Here is a 14953-nt window from a genome sequence, read left to right on the forward strand (position 1 = left end):
CTCTCGCTATACGCGATATATCTTCTCGCGAAACGAGTAATAACGTCAAAGGAGGGGCCATGACCGCGACCGACGAGTCCCGGGTGGGCGTCGGCACCTCGGTGGTGTACCGCTGGCGGTGGGTCGCCCTGTTCGTCCTTCTCGCCGCCGAGGTCATGGACATGTTGGACGCCATGATCACGAGTATCGCGGCGCCGTCGATCCGCGCCGATCTCGGCGGCAGCGCGAGCACCGTGCAGTGGCTGGGCGCCGCCTACACGCTGGCGATGTCGATCGGCCTGATCACCGGCGGGCGACTGGGCGACGTCGCCGGCCGCAAGCGGATGTTCGTGATCGGCGCGCTGGGCTTCACAGCCGGCTCGCTGCTGTGCGCGCTGGCGCAGTCGCCCGAGACGCTGATCGCCTTCCGCGGCCTGCAGGGGCTCTTCGGGGCGGTCATGCTCCCCCAGGGCCTCGGCATGATCAAGGAGATGTTCTCCGAGCAGGAGATGGGCAAGGCGTTCGGGATGTTCGGCCCGGTGATGGGGCTGTCCTCGGTCGGCGGCCCGCTCCTCGCCGGCTGGCTCATCGACGCCGACCTCTTCGGCACCGGCTGGCGGATGATCTTCCTCATCAACCTGCCGCTCGGGCTGCTGGCCGTGCTCGGCGGGCTGCGCTTCCTGCCCGCCTCCCGGTCACCGCAGGTGGCCAGACTCGACCTCGCCGGCGTGGTGCTGGCCGCGGTCGCCTCCCTGCTGATGATCTATCCGCTGGTGCAGGGCCGTGAGCTCGGCTGGCCGGCCTGGACGTTCGCGATGATCGCCGCCGGGGTCGCCGTCTTCGGGCTCTTCGGCTGGTACGAGGCCCGCACCAAGCGCGCGGGCGGTGACCCGCTGGTCGTGCCGAGCCTGTTCCACAAGCGCGGCTTCACGGGCGGGCTGATCGTCGGGACGGTGTTCTTCTCCGGCATGGCAGGGTTCTCCCTCGTCTTCAGCCTCTTCCTGCAGATCGGCCTCGGGTACTCCCCGCTGCGGGCCGGGCTGTCGACGGTGCCCTGGTCGGTCGGAGTGATCATCGGTTTCGGTGTCGCCCAGGCGGTGCAGAAGTTCGGCCGCAAGGTGATCCACGGCGGGACGCTGGTGATGGCTCTGGGCGTCGCGGCCGTCGTCCTCACCCTGCACCTGGCCGGTACGGGGGTCGGCCCCTGGCAGTTCGTCCCCGCGCTGACGCTCACCGGCATCGGCATGGGCCTGCTGATGGCGCCGTTCTTCGACACCGTGCTGGCGGGAGTCGAGCCGCACGAGACCGGTTCGGCGTCCGGCACGCTCACCGCCGTCCAGCAGTTCGGCAGCGCCCTCGGCGTGGCGGTCCTCGGCACCATCTTCTTCGGGGTCCTCGGCGGCCAGGTCGCGTCCGCCACGGACACGACGGCGCCCAAGACGTTCGCCGCGGCCGGGGTGTCCGGACCGGCGCGCGACCGGCTCGTCGCCGGGCTGCGCGACTGCGGCCACGACCGTGCGGTGGCCAAGGACGCCGAGGCCGTCCCCGCGTCCTGCGTCCGGGCCGAGGGAGAGGTGCGCGCGGCGGGTGTCCCGGCGCAGCGGGCGGCCGCCGACATCGGCAGTACGGCGCTGAAGAGCGGGTTCGTCGGGACGATGAAGATCACGCTGTGGGTCGAGGTGGGCCTGCTCGGCCTGACCTTCCTCGCGGCGTTCCTGCTGCCGAGGCATGCCCGCGACCCGGAGTGAGACCTCGGACGATCAGCCCTCGAGCTTCCGGCGCCGCAACTCGGCGTCGGAGGCTCTGCGCTGGACGCCGACCCCGCCCCAGAACGCGAAACCGGTGATGATGATCTTCGGCGCGCCCGCGGCGCCCACGCCGCTCGCACGGTGGTCGAAGCCGCCCATGACGCCGATGCCGTTCACGTGCACCTCGGCGTCCTCGGGCACCAGGATCTCCATGCCGCCCATGACGGCGAACGCCCGGATGGTCACCACGGGCGCCTCGAACTTCGCCTCCCGAAGGTCGAGCTGCCCACCGCCCCAGAACGCCACGGCGGTGAGCTCCTCGGGGACCACCCACGCGCCCTTGCGCTGGAACCCGCTCATGATCCCGAGCACCACGCGGGAGCCGGGCGTCCCGCCGAACCGGTCGCCGCGCGGCGCCGCGGCCGGCCGGGTCGCGGGTTCGGGCAGGTCACGGGTGATGGGCTCCAGGTCGCCGTACGTCTTGGCGGCGTAGACTGCCGTGAGGCGTTCGTCGAGCTCCTCGAGGTCGAGCCGGCCCTCGCCCGCCGCCTCACGAAGGATCGCCGCGATTTGGTCGCGCTCGGCATCGGAGATGCGCAACTCGCGCCGCTCCGGAAGATTCGTCATGACGCCACCCTAGATCGCCCGTAATTCGGTGCGTAGGGTTTGTGGTCGGCAAACACGCTGGGGGTTTCATATGAGACCGCAACGAACCGCCCTTCTCGCGTCACTCGCCCTCGCCGGCGGAGCGATGTTCACCGGCCTGGCGCCCGCCGCACAGGCCCAGGCCTTCGACCCGTGCTCCGCCGCGAACCAGGGGAAGCTGCGATATCCGACGGGGTCGGCGTCGCACGTGGTGTTCGCGACCTCCTCCTCGTACGACTCGAACCACGTGGTGGTCACCGAGTGCGCCAAGCAGGGCAATTCCTGGAAGAAGGTCAGCGAGACCACCGGGCGCGCGGGGACCGCCGCCTTCGCCCGGCCGGGCGAGAAGCGCGAGGGCGACGGCAAGACGCCGACCGGCTCGTTCACGCTCACCGAGGCGTTCGGCCTCGGCAACCCGGGCACCAGGCTGAAGTACCGCACGCTGCGCGACAGCGGCGACTGCTGGGGCGCCACGCCGGGCAAGAGCGACTACAACGAGTTCTACTCCGGCACGTGCCGCTCGACCGACGAGGACCTGTCGGCCATCGCGCAGCGTGGCCCGTACCGCCAGGTCGTCGTGATCAACTACAACCGGCCGAATGCCAAGCCCGGACTGGGCTCGGCGATCTTCTTCCACGTCGGCGGGATCAACCCGACCGCCGGCTGCGTGTCGATCAGGGAGCCGGAGCTGCGCGCCGTCATGCGCAGCCTCGTGCCGAACGACCGCATGATCATGGGTCCACGGAGCGCGCTCTTCCACTCCTAGAACGGCCGCACCCTCATCCGTACGGTCGACGGCGAGCGACGCGAGGAGCGGCTCGGCGACGACGCGGGGGTGCTCGCCGCCTACCGCACCCATTTCGGCGTCGAGCTGGACCGGGTCCCGGAGGTCGAAACGTCCTGATCCATCGTCCCGAGTCTCGAACGTCACCTCGGCGGGGGCTCCACGTCGCCCGGCTTCGCTACCCTGAGTCTTCGATCATTCACGTAAGGTAGCGTGACGGTGGAATCCCCGACCTCAGGTGGTATCGCATGAAGATCCGGACCGCAGCCGCCCTGTCGGCGACCGTCGCCCTCATCGCCGGCCCCGGACCCCAAGCCATGGCGGTGCCCTTCACCCCAGCGGACCAGGCCACGCGCCTTCCCGCAGCCGCCCCGCCCCTGCAGACCGCCGACGCGGAACAGTGCCAGTACTGGGGGTACGACTACAGGCCATGGACCAACGCCAATGGTCACATCACAGAAGAAGTGTGCTGGACGTCCGACCCGCCGACCGTCCACACGCGGACGAAACGGATGTGGCAGACCGGTGATGAACCGGAGGATTACTGCACCCTCACCCCGGCACGACCAAGCTGCGTCGCCAACGCCGGCGACGTCAAGGACTCGTTCACCGCGGACTTCGGCGCCAAGCGGGTCACCGAGACGATGCGATACTGCGCCGACCGCTGTGCGAACGGCGGGCATGTCTACACCTTCCAGTAGCCGACCCGGCACGCCACCTGAGTCCACCTCGGCGTCGAGCTCGGGCGGGTTCCACAGGTCAGGGTGTCCTGACGTCGCGTTCGGCGGCGTGTACGAGCCGGCGGGCCAGCGAGCGCAGCAGCAGCAGTAGCGCCCGCTCGGCCAGCCGGCCCGTGCCGGGGATCAGCTCGGTGAAGGTGCCCTGCCACACGACGTCCGTGCCGCCGCCGTCCCGGGCCTCGAACGTCACCTCGGCCCGGTAGTCGCGCATCGGGGCGGGCGTGCGCAGGGCGTAGCCGTGCAGCCGGTCCTGCTCGTAGGCGACCGTCTCCTCGCGCACGACGATCGGCCACAGGCCGAGGCGGCGGATCGCGCCGATCCCGCCCGGTGGCGGGTCGCCCTGCCGCTCCCATGACGACCGGGGCGCGAGGGTCCCGGCCCACTCCGACCAGCGGCCACCGTCCGCGGCCAGCCGGAACAACGTCGCCGGAGCGGCGCTGCTGTGCGCGGTCACCGTGACCGAGAATTCGCGTCCGTCGCCTGCCATGCCGACCTCCCGGGCGTCGCCCCCCAACGATCTCGCACCACGGCGCCCCGCACCAGGGCGGCCCGCTGACCGTCCGGCGCGCGGCTGTCAGCGACCGGTAGCCGTCCGGTCAGCGCCGCCCCCGAGGCTTCCAGACATGACGAGACGACAGATCACGCGAAACGCCGTACGGCTCGGAGTCACCGCGTCCACCGGCCTCCTGGCGGCGGGGCTCGTGGCGGCCCCGGCCTTGGCCGAGACGGACACGGCGGACGGCCGGCTGGTCAGGACGGCCTCGGGCCCGGTCCTGGGCGGCATCGGCACCGACGTGCGAGAGTTCAACGGCATCCCGTACGCCGCGCCCCCGGTCGGCTCACTGCGGTGGACGGCGCCCCGGCCCGTGACCCCCTGGTCCAGCCCCCGGGACGCGACGAAGCCCGGACCGGTGTGCGCGCAGTCCCCGTACAACAAACCGGTGGGCAGCACGGTCAGCGAGGACTGCCTCACCGTCAACGTCACGACGCCGCGCGACGCGTCGGCCGCGCACAAGAAGCCCGTGATGGTGTTCCTCCACGGCGGTGACCTGACCACCGGCTCCGGCAGCCAGTTCGAGCCGCGCCAGATGGCCGCGCAGGGCGACGTCGTCGTGGTCACGGTGAACTACCGGCTCGGGATCTTCGGATTCTTCGGGCACGCCGGGCTCCCCGGCTCGGGCACGTTCGGGCTGCAGGACCAGCAGGCGGCACTGCGCTGGATCCGGCGGAACGCCGCGGCCTTCGGCGGAGACGCGGGCAACGTCACCCTGTTCGGCCAGTCGGCGGGGGCGATCAGCACGTGCGGGCAGCTGACCTCCCCGGCCGCGAAGGGACTGTACGACAAGGTCGTCATCCAGAGCGCGAGCTGCGGCAGCTACATCCCGACCCTCATGCTCGGGCAGCAGGCGCCCACGACGACCGCTACGACCAAGTGGAAGCCGCTCGCGGAGGTCGACGCGCAGGGTGGCGCGCTGGCCAAGGAACTCGGCTGCGCGGACGCGGCGACCGCGATCGACTGCCTGCGCGGGCTCCCCACCGACCGCCTCCTGCCGCACACCGAGGAGTTCTCCAGCGGGGCGTACGGCACGCCGACCCTGCCGCAGAACCCCGAGGCGGCCATCCGCGCCGGGCGGTTCAACCGGGTCCCGACCATCATCGGGCACACCCGCGACGAGGGCCGCATGGTCACCACCTCCCTCGTGAACCCGGCATACGGCGGGACGCCGATGACCGAGCAGCGGTACGTCCGGCTCACCGACCAGGCGTACGGGGCGCGGGCGGCCGACGTGCGCCGGCACTACCCGCCGTCCGCCTACGCGGCGGCGGGCGACCAGTGGGCGCCCGCCCTGGCCTGGGCGGCGATCGAGACGGACCGCACCACGGTCTGCCCGGTCCTGCGGGACGCGGACGCGCTCGCGCGCCGGACCTCAGTGCACGCGTACGAGTTCGCCGACCCGAACGCGCCGACCTGGACGGCGTTCCCCGAGGGATTCCCGGCGGGCGCGTCGCACATCTCGGACCTGACCTACCTGTTCGACGTGAACCGGCCGGACGGCACGCCGGTGACCCTCGACGCCGCCCAGCGCGCGCTCGCGGGGAAGATGATCGCCTACTGGACCGCGTTCGCCCACAGCGGTGCGCCGGACGCCGACGGCGCCCCCGCCTGGGCGGCGTACGCCTCGGGGACCCGGCACGTCCAGACACTGGCGCCGACCCGGATCGGCTCGGTCGACGACGCCACCGAGCACCAGTGCGCCTTCTGGAACACCGCCGAGTAGGCGACCTGGCGCGGATGGACGACTCGGGAACGGCCCCGGCGGCAACGCCGGGGCCGTTCCCGCGCTCTCCCCGATGGTGACGTGAAGCCCGTCACCGTGATGCCTGCTTCGCCGTCGCTGCGGTCACTTCGCCGTCGTTGAGGACGGGGTTCGTCCCGATCGTGCGTTTTGTGCCGTCAGCGCCGACGGCAAGGTCCCGTGTGGCCGCGCCGGCTCAGGCCGCTGGTCAGCTGAAGGGGTGTTGGCGGACGTAGACGGCCTCGAGGAGGCCGAGGGCGATCATGTTGGCGAGCGTCGCCGAGCCGCCGTACGAGATGTACGGCAGCGGGACCCCGGTGATCGGCATGATGCCGATCGTCATGCCGATGTTCTCGAACGTCTGGAACGCCAGCCACGACACGACCCCGGTCGCCACGAGCATCCCGAAGCCGTTCGGGCACTGCGCGGCGATGCGCAGGCCCCGCCACAGCACCACGCCGACGAGCACGACGATCAATGCGGAGCCGAGGAAGCCGAGCTCCTCGCCGGCGACCGTGAAGATGAAGTCGGTGTGCTGTTCGGGGACGAAGTGGCCGCCGGTCTGCTGCCCCCGGAACAGCCCCTGACCGGCCAGCCCGCCGGAGCCGACCGCGATCCGGGCCTGGGCCGCGTTGTATCCCGCGCCCCTCGGGTCGGCCGCGGGATCGGCGAAGGCGATGAACCGGTTGATCTGGTACTGCTTCAGCAGGTGGAACTGCCAGGCGGCGATCGCGCCGCCCACGCCGCCGGCGACCATGGTCACCAGCCAGCGCTTGGGCACGCCGGAGATGGCCACCATCGCCAGGACGACGACGGAGAGCACCATGGTGGTGCCGAGGTCCGGCTGCATCATGATCAGGCCCGCGACCACCCCGGCGAGGACGAGCGCGGCCACGATGTCGCGGGTGTCCGGGGCGGTCTGGGCGTCCCGCGGCTCGCCGAGCAGCACGGCGAGCACCACGACCAGGCCCACCTTGGCGAACTCCGCGGGCTGGAGCTGGAAACCGCCGCCCAGCTCGATCCAGGAGTGATGGCCCTTGATCGTCGAGCCGAGCGGGGTGAGCACGAGGATCAGGCCCACGCAGGACGCGCCGTAGACGATCGACGCGTACGCGCGGACGAGCCGGTAGTCCAGCGCCGTGACCAGCGCGGCGAGACCGAGGCCGATCGCCACCGTCAGCAGGTGCTTCTTGAGGAAGACCTGCGGGTCCTGGCCGGTGTTCAGCAGGGCCGGCCGGGTCGCCGACCATACGAGGAGCGTCCCGATCAGCGTCAGCATCACGACGGCGCTCAGCAGGACCCAGTCCAGCCGGCGCAGCGGTGACTCGTGGCCGGACCAGCGACGCAGCAGCGAACGCCGCCGCGCCGTCCGTACCGTGTCGTGCATCCCGAGCATGGCACCCCCCAACCCGCCCCCCGACGGGTCCTGACCATCCGCGCCCGGGCCGCGGCGGCGGCCGTGACCCCGGGCGGCAGATCGATCACATGACGCCTCGTGATCGATCAGTCACTCTGTGAGCATACTCGTGAGCAGCGGAAAGGGTCCTCAGGCGAGGGGCGGGCGGTGTCGGGACGCTACAACGGCACGAACGCGCCGGTATCCGGGCGGTACCTCCAGACCGCGCCCGTCTCGACGTCGTAGAACCAGCCGTGCAGCCGCAGCGTGCCGTTGGCCAGGCGCCGGGCCACCCACGGATAGCGGCGGAGCTTGTCGAGCTGGGCGACGAGGTGCGACCGGCCCGGGTCCTCCTGCTCCTGGGCGCGGATCCCGCGCCACCGATGCGTGTGCAGCAGCCAGAACCGCGTGGTCGGAGCGTGGCGGAGCGCGCTGCCGCCTGTACGCGCGCGGACCGCGCCGCACCGGGTGTGGCCGCACACGATGAGGTCCGCGATGCCGAGGATCCTCACGGCGTACTCCAGGGTCGCCGCCTCGGCGGTCAGCCGCCCCACCCGGTGGGGCGGGATGACGTTGCCCGCCGTGCGCAGCTCGAACAGGTCGCCGGGCGCGGAGCCGGTGAGCAGCGCGGGGACGACCCGGGCGTCGGAGCAGGAGACGAAGACGGCCTGCGGCGTGCGGTCCGGCCGGGACGGGGAGAGCCGCCCGCGGTGGGTCGCGACCTGCTGATGGAAGCTGCGGGCATGGTCGATCAGTGACTGCATGGGACATGTCCTTCGCGCTGAAGACGGGTGAGGCGGACCGGTGCTCCCGTACGCGCGGCACCCCCTGCTCCGCACGTACGGGCGGGCCGCGGATCAGCAGCGGAGGACCTGCAGCCGGGCGGCTTCGGGGTGCGCGAGGTGCCGCGCCGAGCGCGCGAGGCGGCGGGGCGTCGTCGAGCGCGGGTCCGCGTCCGTCCAGGTCGGTTGCCCGGTGCATCCGCGCAGGAGCTGGGCGCCGGGGCCGGAGGGCGGCGCGGGCGACCGGTGCAGGATGGCGTCGCAGTGGCCCCACGGCACGGGGCGGCCGCCGTCGCCCGGATCGGGGCGCAGCCGGTCCGTCGACCGGGTGGCCGGGCACGGGTCCGACGTCGGGCGATCGGCCTGGATGGACGCCAGTACGGCCGCCGGGTGCGCGCCATGCGGGGCGGCGCCGTGCACGAGGAGGACGACGGTGACGGTCAGCGCCCACAGGATGACGGCGGTCGCGCGTGCCATCCGGAGCGCACCGTCCTCCACTCGCCGCCCCCAGGCCAACCCGACTCCAATCGACTACCAAGAGTGCTCAATCAATGACTCTATGTTGCCATCGGCGGCGGGTCTACACGTGTGGGGAGGCAGAGGTGGCGGTGTCGCCACCCACCGTCACTCCGGTCGCGTGAACAGGTCAGGGACCGAGCCGTGTCCGGATCGGCTCGGTCCCTGACGTCTTCACTCTGGAGGGTCTCGGTGCGGGCCGGGGCGGCCCGGACTCCGCTCAGCCGCCCTCGTGCCAGGTCATCTCGGCGCCGAGGTGACCGGTCCGCACGACCCAGATCGCCGAGACGACCGCGGCCACGACGGCGAGGGCGGCCACCACGGTGCCGAGGACCGAATTGGCGAGGAGGCCCTCCGTGGTGCTGAGCGCGCGGTACCGCGCGAGGATGACGAGGACGACCAGGAGGACGACGAGGGCGAGCACGAGCAGGCGCAGTTGCGAGCCCAGTTCGGCGTGCCGGTCGAGGAGGTTGCCCTCTCCGCCGCCGCCCTGGCGCGGGGCGCCGCCCGGACCGCCGGCCGGGGCGCCGCCGGGCCGCAGCCGCCCCATCCGCTGCATCCGCTCGTCCCGCAGTTTCTCACCGGCGCCGGCGGTGAGGATGGTCGCCGCCATCGTCACGATGCCGAAGACGCCCGCCGCCAGGCCGTATCGGACCCGCCAGACGGGGCGTACGGCCAGGGCGATGACGACGCCCGCCAGAATGGGCACGAGCACCACCGGGACGTGCAGGAACAGCGCGTGCGCGGGCAGGCCGAAGAGCTTGGACAGCTCGAACGGGGCCACCGCGACGGCGACCACCACGGTCGCCGCCAGGAGAAGGACCGAGGGGTCCGAAGGGAAGAACCGCCGCGTGGGCGGCTTCGTCGGGCTGTCGGATCCGGTCAGGGCCGTAGTCATGGTCCCGAAGTTATGAGAGGTGCTCCGGTGATGGCTGTGAGAAGGCTATGAATCGCTTCTGAAACCCGCCCGGGTTCCGCCTCCGTGTCGCCGATCACTTACCCGATGTGTCGCGTCTGCCGCGCAGCGTGGCGAACGCGGCGCTAACGTGTCCTGGTCGTGAAATCGCGGTGAACCCCGCGGTGGGCTGGAAGGGCAGGACGTGACGAGTCGGGCGAAGATCATCGGAGGGATACTGCTGCTGGCCGTCCTGGCGGTGCTGGGCACGGCCGCCAAGACCGCAGCGCTGACCAGCGCGGACCTCCGCATCGACGAGCATCTCGTGACCCTGCGGACGCCCGCCCTCACCCTCGTCGCCAAGGCCGCGACCCTGGTCGCGCAGGCCGCGGTCGGCGTCGTCGTCGCGGTCGTCGTGCCGGCGGTCCTGTGGTTCACGCGGCGCCGTCGTGACGCGCTGCTGACCGCCTGCCTGATGATCGGCGCGCTGGCGATCGCGTTCGTCGTGAAGACCCTGGTCGCCGAGCACCGCCCGCCGCGGCGGCTGTGGGTCATCCCGCCGGACAACGCGATGAGCTTCCCGAGCGGGCACGCCACCGTCGCCGCCGCGGTCGCCCTCATCCTCGGCATGCTCGTACGCGGGCGTCTGCGGCCGCTCGCGATGACGGTCGGCGTGCTGTTCGCCGGCGTCGTGGCGTTCGCCCGCATGTACCTCGGCGTGCACTACCTGCTCGACGTGGTCGGCGGTTGCCTCGCCGCGGTGAGCGCGGCGCTCCTGGTCTCGGGGTTCCTGGACCTGCCGCGCATCCGCAGCGGGCTGGAGGACGTGGGAACTCCCGCCGCCGGCCGGCATCACGCCGGTCGCTCGCATCGGACGCCCACCGGGCGGCGCTGACGCCGCCGCGCTCTCGGGGAGGCGGCAGCGCGATAGGGCGCCGGGTCAGGGGGTAAGGCTGCGACATGTGGCGACAACGTGCGCGAAGGTGGACCTACCGGCGGTTCAGCCCGGACGGGCGTCTCGGGCTGAGACTGACCCTGGCCTGTGCCGCCGTCTTCCTCGTCGTCGTGCCGTTCGTCGTCCTGCTGGCGCTCGTCGACGTCCACTGGGCGCCGTTGCGGCACCTGGACGACACCGCCACGACGCACACCCACGGCTTCGTCCTGCGGCACCGGGCACTGGTCGGTCCGCTGCGGGCCACCGCGTACGTCTTCCATCCCTGGGTGTTCCGGACGATCCTCCTCGCGCTCGCGGCGTGGCTTCTCTACCGGGGGGCGCGGCGACTCGCCGTCTGGGCGGCGGCGAACGTACTGGTGGCCGGGGTGGTGAGCGCGACGCTCAAGACGGCCGTCGGCCGGACGCGCCCCGTACTGCCCAATCCGATCGCGCACTCCGGCGGAGGGTCGTTCCCGTCGGGGCACGCGCTGATGACGGTGGTGGGCACCGCGACGATCGTGCTGGTCCTGCTCCCGCTCCTGCGGCGGGCCTGGCGGGCGGTCGCGTGGGCGGCCGCCGCCGTGCTCAGCGTGGCGTCCGGGCTGTTCCGGGTGCTGCTGGGCGTGCACTACCTCAGCGACGTCATCGCCGGGTGGCTTCTCGGCGCCGCCATCGTGCTGGCCACCACGGCGGCGTTCGAGACGTGGCGGCGCGGCGAGGGCCGCCGCCCGGCGGACCCGTTCCACGAGGGCACCGAGCCCGAGGCGGAGGCGCGGATCGCCGGTGAGGACCACGCCCGTTCCGCCTGATCTGAGCGCACCGGCCTGAGCACGGGCGTCGACGGCCGGGAGGTGCGGCGTGGGCCGCTTGTTTTCCGGCTGCTGACGGTGCCGTGACCGGGATCGGCCGCCTCGCCCGGGGGCCGCGCGGAAGCATGGTGCCGACAGATCGTCTCGCCGTACGTCCGTGCGGCCCACCTCGCGGGGAGCCCGAGCACCATGAAGCCGAGGACACGACCGCGCCCGTGGGCCGCGGTGATCGCCGCCGTGGCCCTGCCGGTGCTCTGTGTGCCGGCTCCGGCGTTCGCCGCACTGCCGGCCCGGGGCAGGTACCTTCCGAGACCGATCCCGCCCGTCCGGCTCTCCGGCATCACGGCCGTCTCCGCCGGAGACGACTTCGCGCTGGCGCTTCGTACGGACGGCACGGTCGTCGGCTGGGGGCGGGACGAATTCGGCCAGTCGAGCCTCCCGCGCCGGCTCAGGGGCATCACCGCGATCTCCGCCGGCAGGGACTTCGGCATCGCGCTGCGCACCGACGGCACCGTGGTGGGCTGGGGAAACGACGAGTTCGGCAAGGCGAGCCCGCCGCGCTGGCTGACCGGCGTCCGGTCGATCTCGGCCGGCGGCGACTGGGCCCTGGCGGTGCGGTGGGACGGCACCGTCGTCGGCTGGGGCGACGACCGGTTCCGCGAGGTCAGTGCGGCCCGCCTGCTCTCCGGGATCATCCTCGCGTCGGCCAGCGATCGCTTCGGCATCGCGCTGCGCACCGACGGCAGGGTCGTCGGCTGGGGCAACGACGAGTTCCGGAAGGCGAGTCCCCCGCGCTGGCTCTCGGGGGTGCGGGACCTGTCCACGGGCGGCGTCTTCTCCCTGGCCCTCCGCTGGGACGGCAGGCTCTTCGCCTGGGGGGCCGATGACTTCCGTCAGGTCAGCATCGCCAACCGCGTCTCCGGTCTCCGGCAGGTCTCCGGCGGCGATCGTTTCGTCGCCGCGCTCCGGTGGGACGGGACCGCGTTCGGCTGGGGACGGAACGAGTTCGGCCAGGCGAGGCCGCCACGCTGGGCGCGCGGCATCATCCAGCTCTCCGCGGGCAACGACTTCGTGGTCGCCGTGCGCACCGACGGCACCGTCCTCGAATGGGGCAACGTCGGCGGACCAGGTCAGCCCGCTATGGCCGGCTCGGGCACCACGGGCGCGGCCGGGGGAGCGGGCGGCGCGGGGGGAGCGGGCGGCGGTGGCGGCTGACGGCGGGCGATCCGGGGCGCCAGCGCTCCGACGCCCAGCGCCGCCGCCGTGCCGGCCACCGCGCTGAACCACCACACCACGGCCGGCCCGGCCGACGCGTACACGCCGGTTCCCACCGACAGGGCCGCGAACCGGGCGATGCCCCAGGTCCACTGGAACGCGCCCTGGTACCGGCCGCGGGCGTACTCCGGGGCCAGACCCGCCACGATCGCGCCGGGAACACCGCCGACCGTCGCCTCGCCGACCGACCAGAGCGCGACGGTCCCCGCGTACGCCCAGGGGCCGTGGGCCACCCCCGTCAGGGCGATGCCGCCCGCCACCAGCACGCTGCCCGCGACGTACACCGGGATCTGCCGGAACCGGGCCAGGACGTGCAGCGCGACGGGCTGCAGGACCACGACCAGGACGGCGTTGAGCGTGGCCATCATGCCGAGCGTGGTGGTGGGCAGCCCGTCGTCGCGGATGGCGAGCGGCAGGCAGACCTCGGTCAGCGAGTAGATGGCCAAGGCCGTGCCGAGCAGCGGCAGCAGCGCGCGCATCAGCGGGTCCCGCAGCACGACGCCGTACCCGGCCCCGCCCTCGGCGGCGTCGGTCCGCCCGCTCCCGGCGCGCCCGCCGGGCAGCAGCGCCACCACGATGACGGCGAACGCCAGCGAGGTCGCCGCGTCGAGCGCGAACAGCGACCAGTAGCCGTGCGCGGCCAGGAACCCGCCGAGCACCCCGGCGACCGCCGTCCCGATGTTGACCCCCCAGTGGAACAGGGAGAAGGCCGCGCGGCGCTGATCACCCGGCACCGCGTCGGTCATCAGCGCGCCGGAGGCCGGCGTGACCGTGGTCGCGGCGGCGCTGAGGAGGAGGGCCGCCAGCGCCAGCGTCACCAGGTTCGGCGCGGCGTACAGCAGCCCGTGGGCGAGTGCCGTACCGACGAGACCGGCCAGCATCGTGGCCCGCCGCCCCACGCGATCGGCGGCGAGCCCGCCGATCACCGGCCCGATCAGGTTGCCCGCCCCGAGCGCCCCCAGGACGTACGACGCCTGTTCGGTCGAGACGCCGCGTGACGCGAGATAGAAGACGAGGAACGGCGTGACGACGAATCCGAGCCGGTTGACGACGGTTCCGGCGAAGAGGACCCAGGCGGTGCGCGGCAGTCCGCGGAAGGTGGACACCATGCCGGGAATCCTGCGTCTGGCCCTACAATCCTCACCATTGATTAAGCCTGGACCGAATCCACGGAGGCGTCGTGCAGTCCGAACTGGCCTTCTCGGCGGACGACCTGGCGCTGACCCGGTTCACGGTCTCCCCGATGTGGGAGGTCATCACCAGCTTCCGCCTGCTGGCGTCCGGCACGGCGCATCCGGTGCACCGGCCATGGCTGGAGCAGGTACGGCCCCGGGTGGCCGCCGCCGGCCTCGATCACGGGTCGCTCGGCCGGCTGATCACGCCCTCCGGCCACATTCCCGACTTCCTTACCCCGCCCGCCGACGACCCGGCCCCCGACCTCGCCACCGAGCTGGCCGCCGTCCGCGCCACCCCAGCGGATCAGGTCGACGCCGACCTCGACCTCCTCCGCAGGAGCGGTCTCCATCACCCCACGTTGGACGACCGGCTCGACGGCCTGTGCGAGGAGATCCAGGCGTACTGGGATCTCGCGCTCGCGCCGTACTGGGCCAAGATCCGCGCTCTGCTCGACGCGGACGTCTTCCACCGCGCCCGCCAGGTCGCCGAACGCGGCACCGGTCACCTGTTCAACGAGCTGCACTCGACGCTGAGCTGGGACGACAACACGTTGCGCCTGGTCCGCCGCCAGTGCGTCATCTCGCGGGAGAGCGCCGGACCCGGCCTGCTGCTCGTCCCCTCCGCGTTCGCCGAGCACGTCTACACCTGGTCGCGCCCGCCCGAGTCGCCGCAGCTCGCGTACCCGGCCCGGGGCACCGGCACGCTGTGGGAGCACCGCCCGGTCGCGCGCGCCGAGGCCATCGCCGCCGTGCTCGGGCGGTCCCGGACCCTCCTCCTGACCGAGCTGGCGGCGCCGGCCTCCACCACCGACCTCGCCCGGCGCACCGGCATCTCCGCGGCGGGCGTCTCCCAGCACCTCACCGCGCTGCGCGACGCCGGAATGGTCAGCGCCCACCGCGCGGGCCGATCCGTCCTCTACGCCCGCACCGCCATCGCCGAATCCTTCCTCGGCACCACCGCCTGACCTTATCCAGCAC

General features: G+C 72.6%; 15 protein-coding genes. 8 read left to right on the top strand and 7 right to left on the bottom strand.

The window, feature by feature from the left end; genetic code table 11:
* Positions 1–59: 59 nt before the first annotated feature.
* Entirely contained in the window at positions 60–1727 is a 1668-nt protein-coding gene (locus ABD978_RS42400; protein ID WP_345367140.1) for an MFS transporter, read from the top strand.
* A gap of 12 nt (positions 1728–1739) precedes the next feature.
* Here ABD978_RS42400 and ABD978_RS42405 read toward each other — a convergent pair whose 3' ends face one another.
* Positions 1740–2354 (bottom strand): DUF1707 SHOCT-like domain-containing protein, encoded by a 615-nt coding sequence (locus ABD978_RS42405; protein WP_345367142.1) that lies wholly within the window; start codon positions 2352–2354, stop codon positions 1740–1742.
* Positions 2355–2424: 70 nt separating this feature from the next.
* On the opposite strand from ABD978_RS42405, the gene ABD978_RS42410 reads away from it, so the two are divergent.
* The gene (locus tag ABD978_RS42410; protein WP_345367144.1) at positions 2425–3138 is read left to right on the top strand and encodes a L,D-transpeptidase family protein; all 714 of its coding nucleotides are present in this window, start codon (positions 2425–2427) and stop codon (positions 3136–3138) included.
* Positions 3139–3404: 266 nt separating this feature from the next.
* A complete protein-coding gene (locus ABD978_RS42415) occupies positions 3405–3857 on the top strand; it encodes a hypothetical protein (RefSeq protein WP_345367146.1) in 453 nt (150 codons plus the stop codon).
* 58 nt (positions 3858–3915) lie between these two features.
* Here the strand turns inward: ABD978_RS42415 and ABD978_RS42420 are convergent, their stop codons facing one another.
* The gene (locus ABD978_RS42420) at positions 3916–4383 is read right to left on the bottom strand and encodes an SRPBCC family protein (protein ID WP_345367148.1); all 468 of its coding nucleotides are present in this window, start codon (positions 4381–4383) and stop codon (positions 3916–3918) included.
* A 136-nt stretch (positions 4384–4519) separates the two neighbouring features.
* Here ABD978_RS42420 and ABD978_RS42425 point away from each other — a divergent pair, with 136 nt between their 5' ends.
* Complete coding sequence (locus tag ABD978_RS42425; protein WP_345367150.1) at positions 4520–6175, top strand: carboxylesterase/lipase family protein; 1656 nt, start codon at positions 4520–4522, stop codon at positions 6173–6175.
* Positions 6176–6401: 226 nt separating this feature from the next.
* Here ABD978_RS42425 and rodA read toward each other — a convergent pair whose 3' ends face one another.
* From rodA to ABD978_RS42445, 4 genes are all read right to left on the bottom strand, one after another.
* Positions 6402–7580 carry a rod shape-determining protein RodA gene (gene rodA / locus ABD978_RS42430; protein ID WP_345367152.1) on the bottom strand — a complete coding sequence of 393 codons (1179 nt, stop codon included), beginning with the start codon at positions 7578–7580 and terminating at the stop codon, positions 6402–6404.
* A 188-nt stretch (positions 7581–7768) separates the two neighbouring features.
* Positions 7769–8353 (bottom strand): carbonic anhydrase, encoded by a 585-nt coding sequence (locus ABD978_RS42435; RefSeq protein WP_345367154.1) that lies wholly within the window; start codon positions 8351–8353, stop codon positions 7769–7771.
* Positions 8354–8446: 93 nt separating this feature from the next.
* Entirely contained in the window at positions 8447–8848 is a 402-nt protein-coding gene (locus tag ABD978_RS42440) for a hypothetical protein (RefSeq protein ID WP_345367156.1), read from the bottom strand.
* Positions 8849–9107: 259 nt separating this feature from the next.
* Positions 9108–9785 carry a DUF2231 domain-containing protein gene (locus ABD978_RS42445; protein ID WP_345367158.1) on the bottom strand — a complete coding sequence of 226 codons (678 nt, stop codon included), beginning with the start codon at positions 9783–9785 and terminating at the stop codon, positions 9108–9110.
* A gap of 202 nt (positions 9786–9987) precedes the next feature.
* Here ABD978_RS42445 and ABD978_RS42450 point away from each other — a divergent pair, with 202 nt between their 5' ends.
* The 3 genes from ABD978_RS42450 to ABD978_RS42460 all read left to right on the top strand — a co-directional run bounded on the left by ABD978_RS42450 (position 9988) and on the right by ABD978_RS42460 (position 12740).
* Entirely contained in the window at positions 9988–10677 is a 690-nt protein-coding gene (locus ABD978_RS42450) for a phosphatase PAP2 family protein (RefSeq protein ID WP_345367160.1), read from the top strand.
* A gap of 65 nt (positions 10678–10742) precedes the next feature.
* Positions 10743–11525, top strand: coding sequence for a phosphatase PAP2 family protein (locus ABD978_RS42455; protein WP_345367162.1), 783 nt, complete (start codon positions 10743–10745; stop codon positions 11523–11525).
* 189 nt (positions 11526–11714) lie between these two features.
* A complete protein-coding gene (locus ABD978_RS42460) occupies positions 11715–12740 on the top strand; it encodes an RCC1 domain-containing protein (protein WP_345367164.1) in 1026 nt (341 codons plus the stop codon).
* Here ABD978_RS42460 and ABD978_RS42465 read toward each other — a convergent pair.
* Entirely contained in the window at positions 12656–13909 is a 1254-nt protein-coding gene (locus tag ABD978_RS42465; protein ID WP_345367166.1) for an MFS transporter, read from the bottom strand. The two genes, ABD978_RS42460 and ABD978_RS42465, sit on opposite strands and share 85 nt — an antisense overlap.
* 71 nt (positions 13910–13980) lie before the next feature.
* On the opposite strand from ABD978_RS42465, the gene ABD978_RS42470 reads away from it, so the two are divergent.
* Entirely contained in the window at positions 13981–14940 is a 960-nt protein-coding gene (locus ABD978_RS42470; RefSeq protein ID WP_345367168.1) for an ArsR/SmtB family transcription factor, read from the top strand.
* Positions 14941–14953 lie beyond the last annotated feature (13 nt).

This window comes from Actinoallomurus liliacearum (assembly GCF_039542035.1).
Lineage (GTDB): Bacteria > Actinomycetota > Actinomycetes > Streptosporangiales > Streptosporangiaceae > Actinoallomurus > Actinoallomurus liliacearum.

Excerpts from the sequence above, each read along its gene's own strand:
- ABD978_RS42400 (WP_345367140.1), top strand. The coding sequence starts at position 60 with ATGACCGCGACCGACGAGTCCCGGGTGGGCGTCGGCACCTCGGTGGTG.
- ABD978_RS42405 (WP_345367142.1), bottom strand. The coding sequence starts at position 2,354 with ATGACGAATCTTCCGGAGCGGCGCGAGTTGCGCATCTCCGATGCCGAG.
- ABD978_RS42410 (WP_345367144.1), top strand. The coding sequence starts at position 2,425 with ATGAGACCGCAACGAACCGCCCTTCTCGCGTCACTCGCCCTCGCCGGC.
- ABD978_RS42415 (WP_345367146.1), top strand. The coding sequence starts at position 3,405 with ATGAAGATCCGGACCGCAGCCGCCCTGTCGGCGACCGTCGCCCTCATC.
- ABD978_RS42420 (WP_345367148.1), bottom strand. The coding sequence starts at position 4,383 with ATGGCAGGCGACGGACGCGAATTCTCGGTCACGGTGACCGCGCACAGC.
- ABD978_RS42425 (WP_345367150.1), top strand. The coding sequence starts at position 4,520 with ATGACGAGACGACAGATCACGCGAAACGCCGTACGGCTCGGAGTCACC.
- rodA (WP_345367152.1), bottom strand. The coding sequence starts at position 7,580 with ATGCACGACACGGTACGGACGGCGCGGCGGCGTTCGCTGCTGCGTCGC.
- ABD978_RS42435 (WP_345367154.1), bottom strand. The coding sequence starts at position 8,353 with ATGCAGTCACTGATCGACCATGCCCGCAGCTTCCATCAGCAGGTCGCG.
- ABD978_RS42440 (WP_345367156.1), bottom strand. The coding sequence starts at position 8,848 with ATGGCACGCGCGACCGCCGTCATCCTGTGGGCGCTGACCGTCACCGTC.
- ABD978_RS42445 (WP_345367158.1), bottom strand. The coding sequence starts at position 9,785 with ATGACTACGGCCCTGACCGGATCCGACAGCCCGACGAAGCCGCCCACG.
- ABD978_RS42455 (WP_345367162.1), top strand. The coding sequence starts at position 10,743 with ATGTGGCGACAACGTGCGCGAAGGTGGACCTACCGGCGGTTCAGCCCG.
- ABD978_RS42460 (WP_345367164.1), top strand. The coding sequence starts at position 11,715 with ATGAAGCCGAGGACACGACCGCGCCCGTGGGCCGCGGTGATCGCCGCC.
- ABD978_RS42465 (WP_345367166.1), bottom strand. The coding sequence starts at position 13,909 with ATGGTGTCCACCTTCCGCGGACTGCCGCGCACCGCCTGGGTCCTCTTC.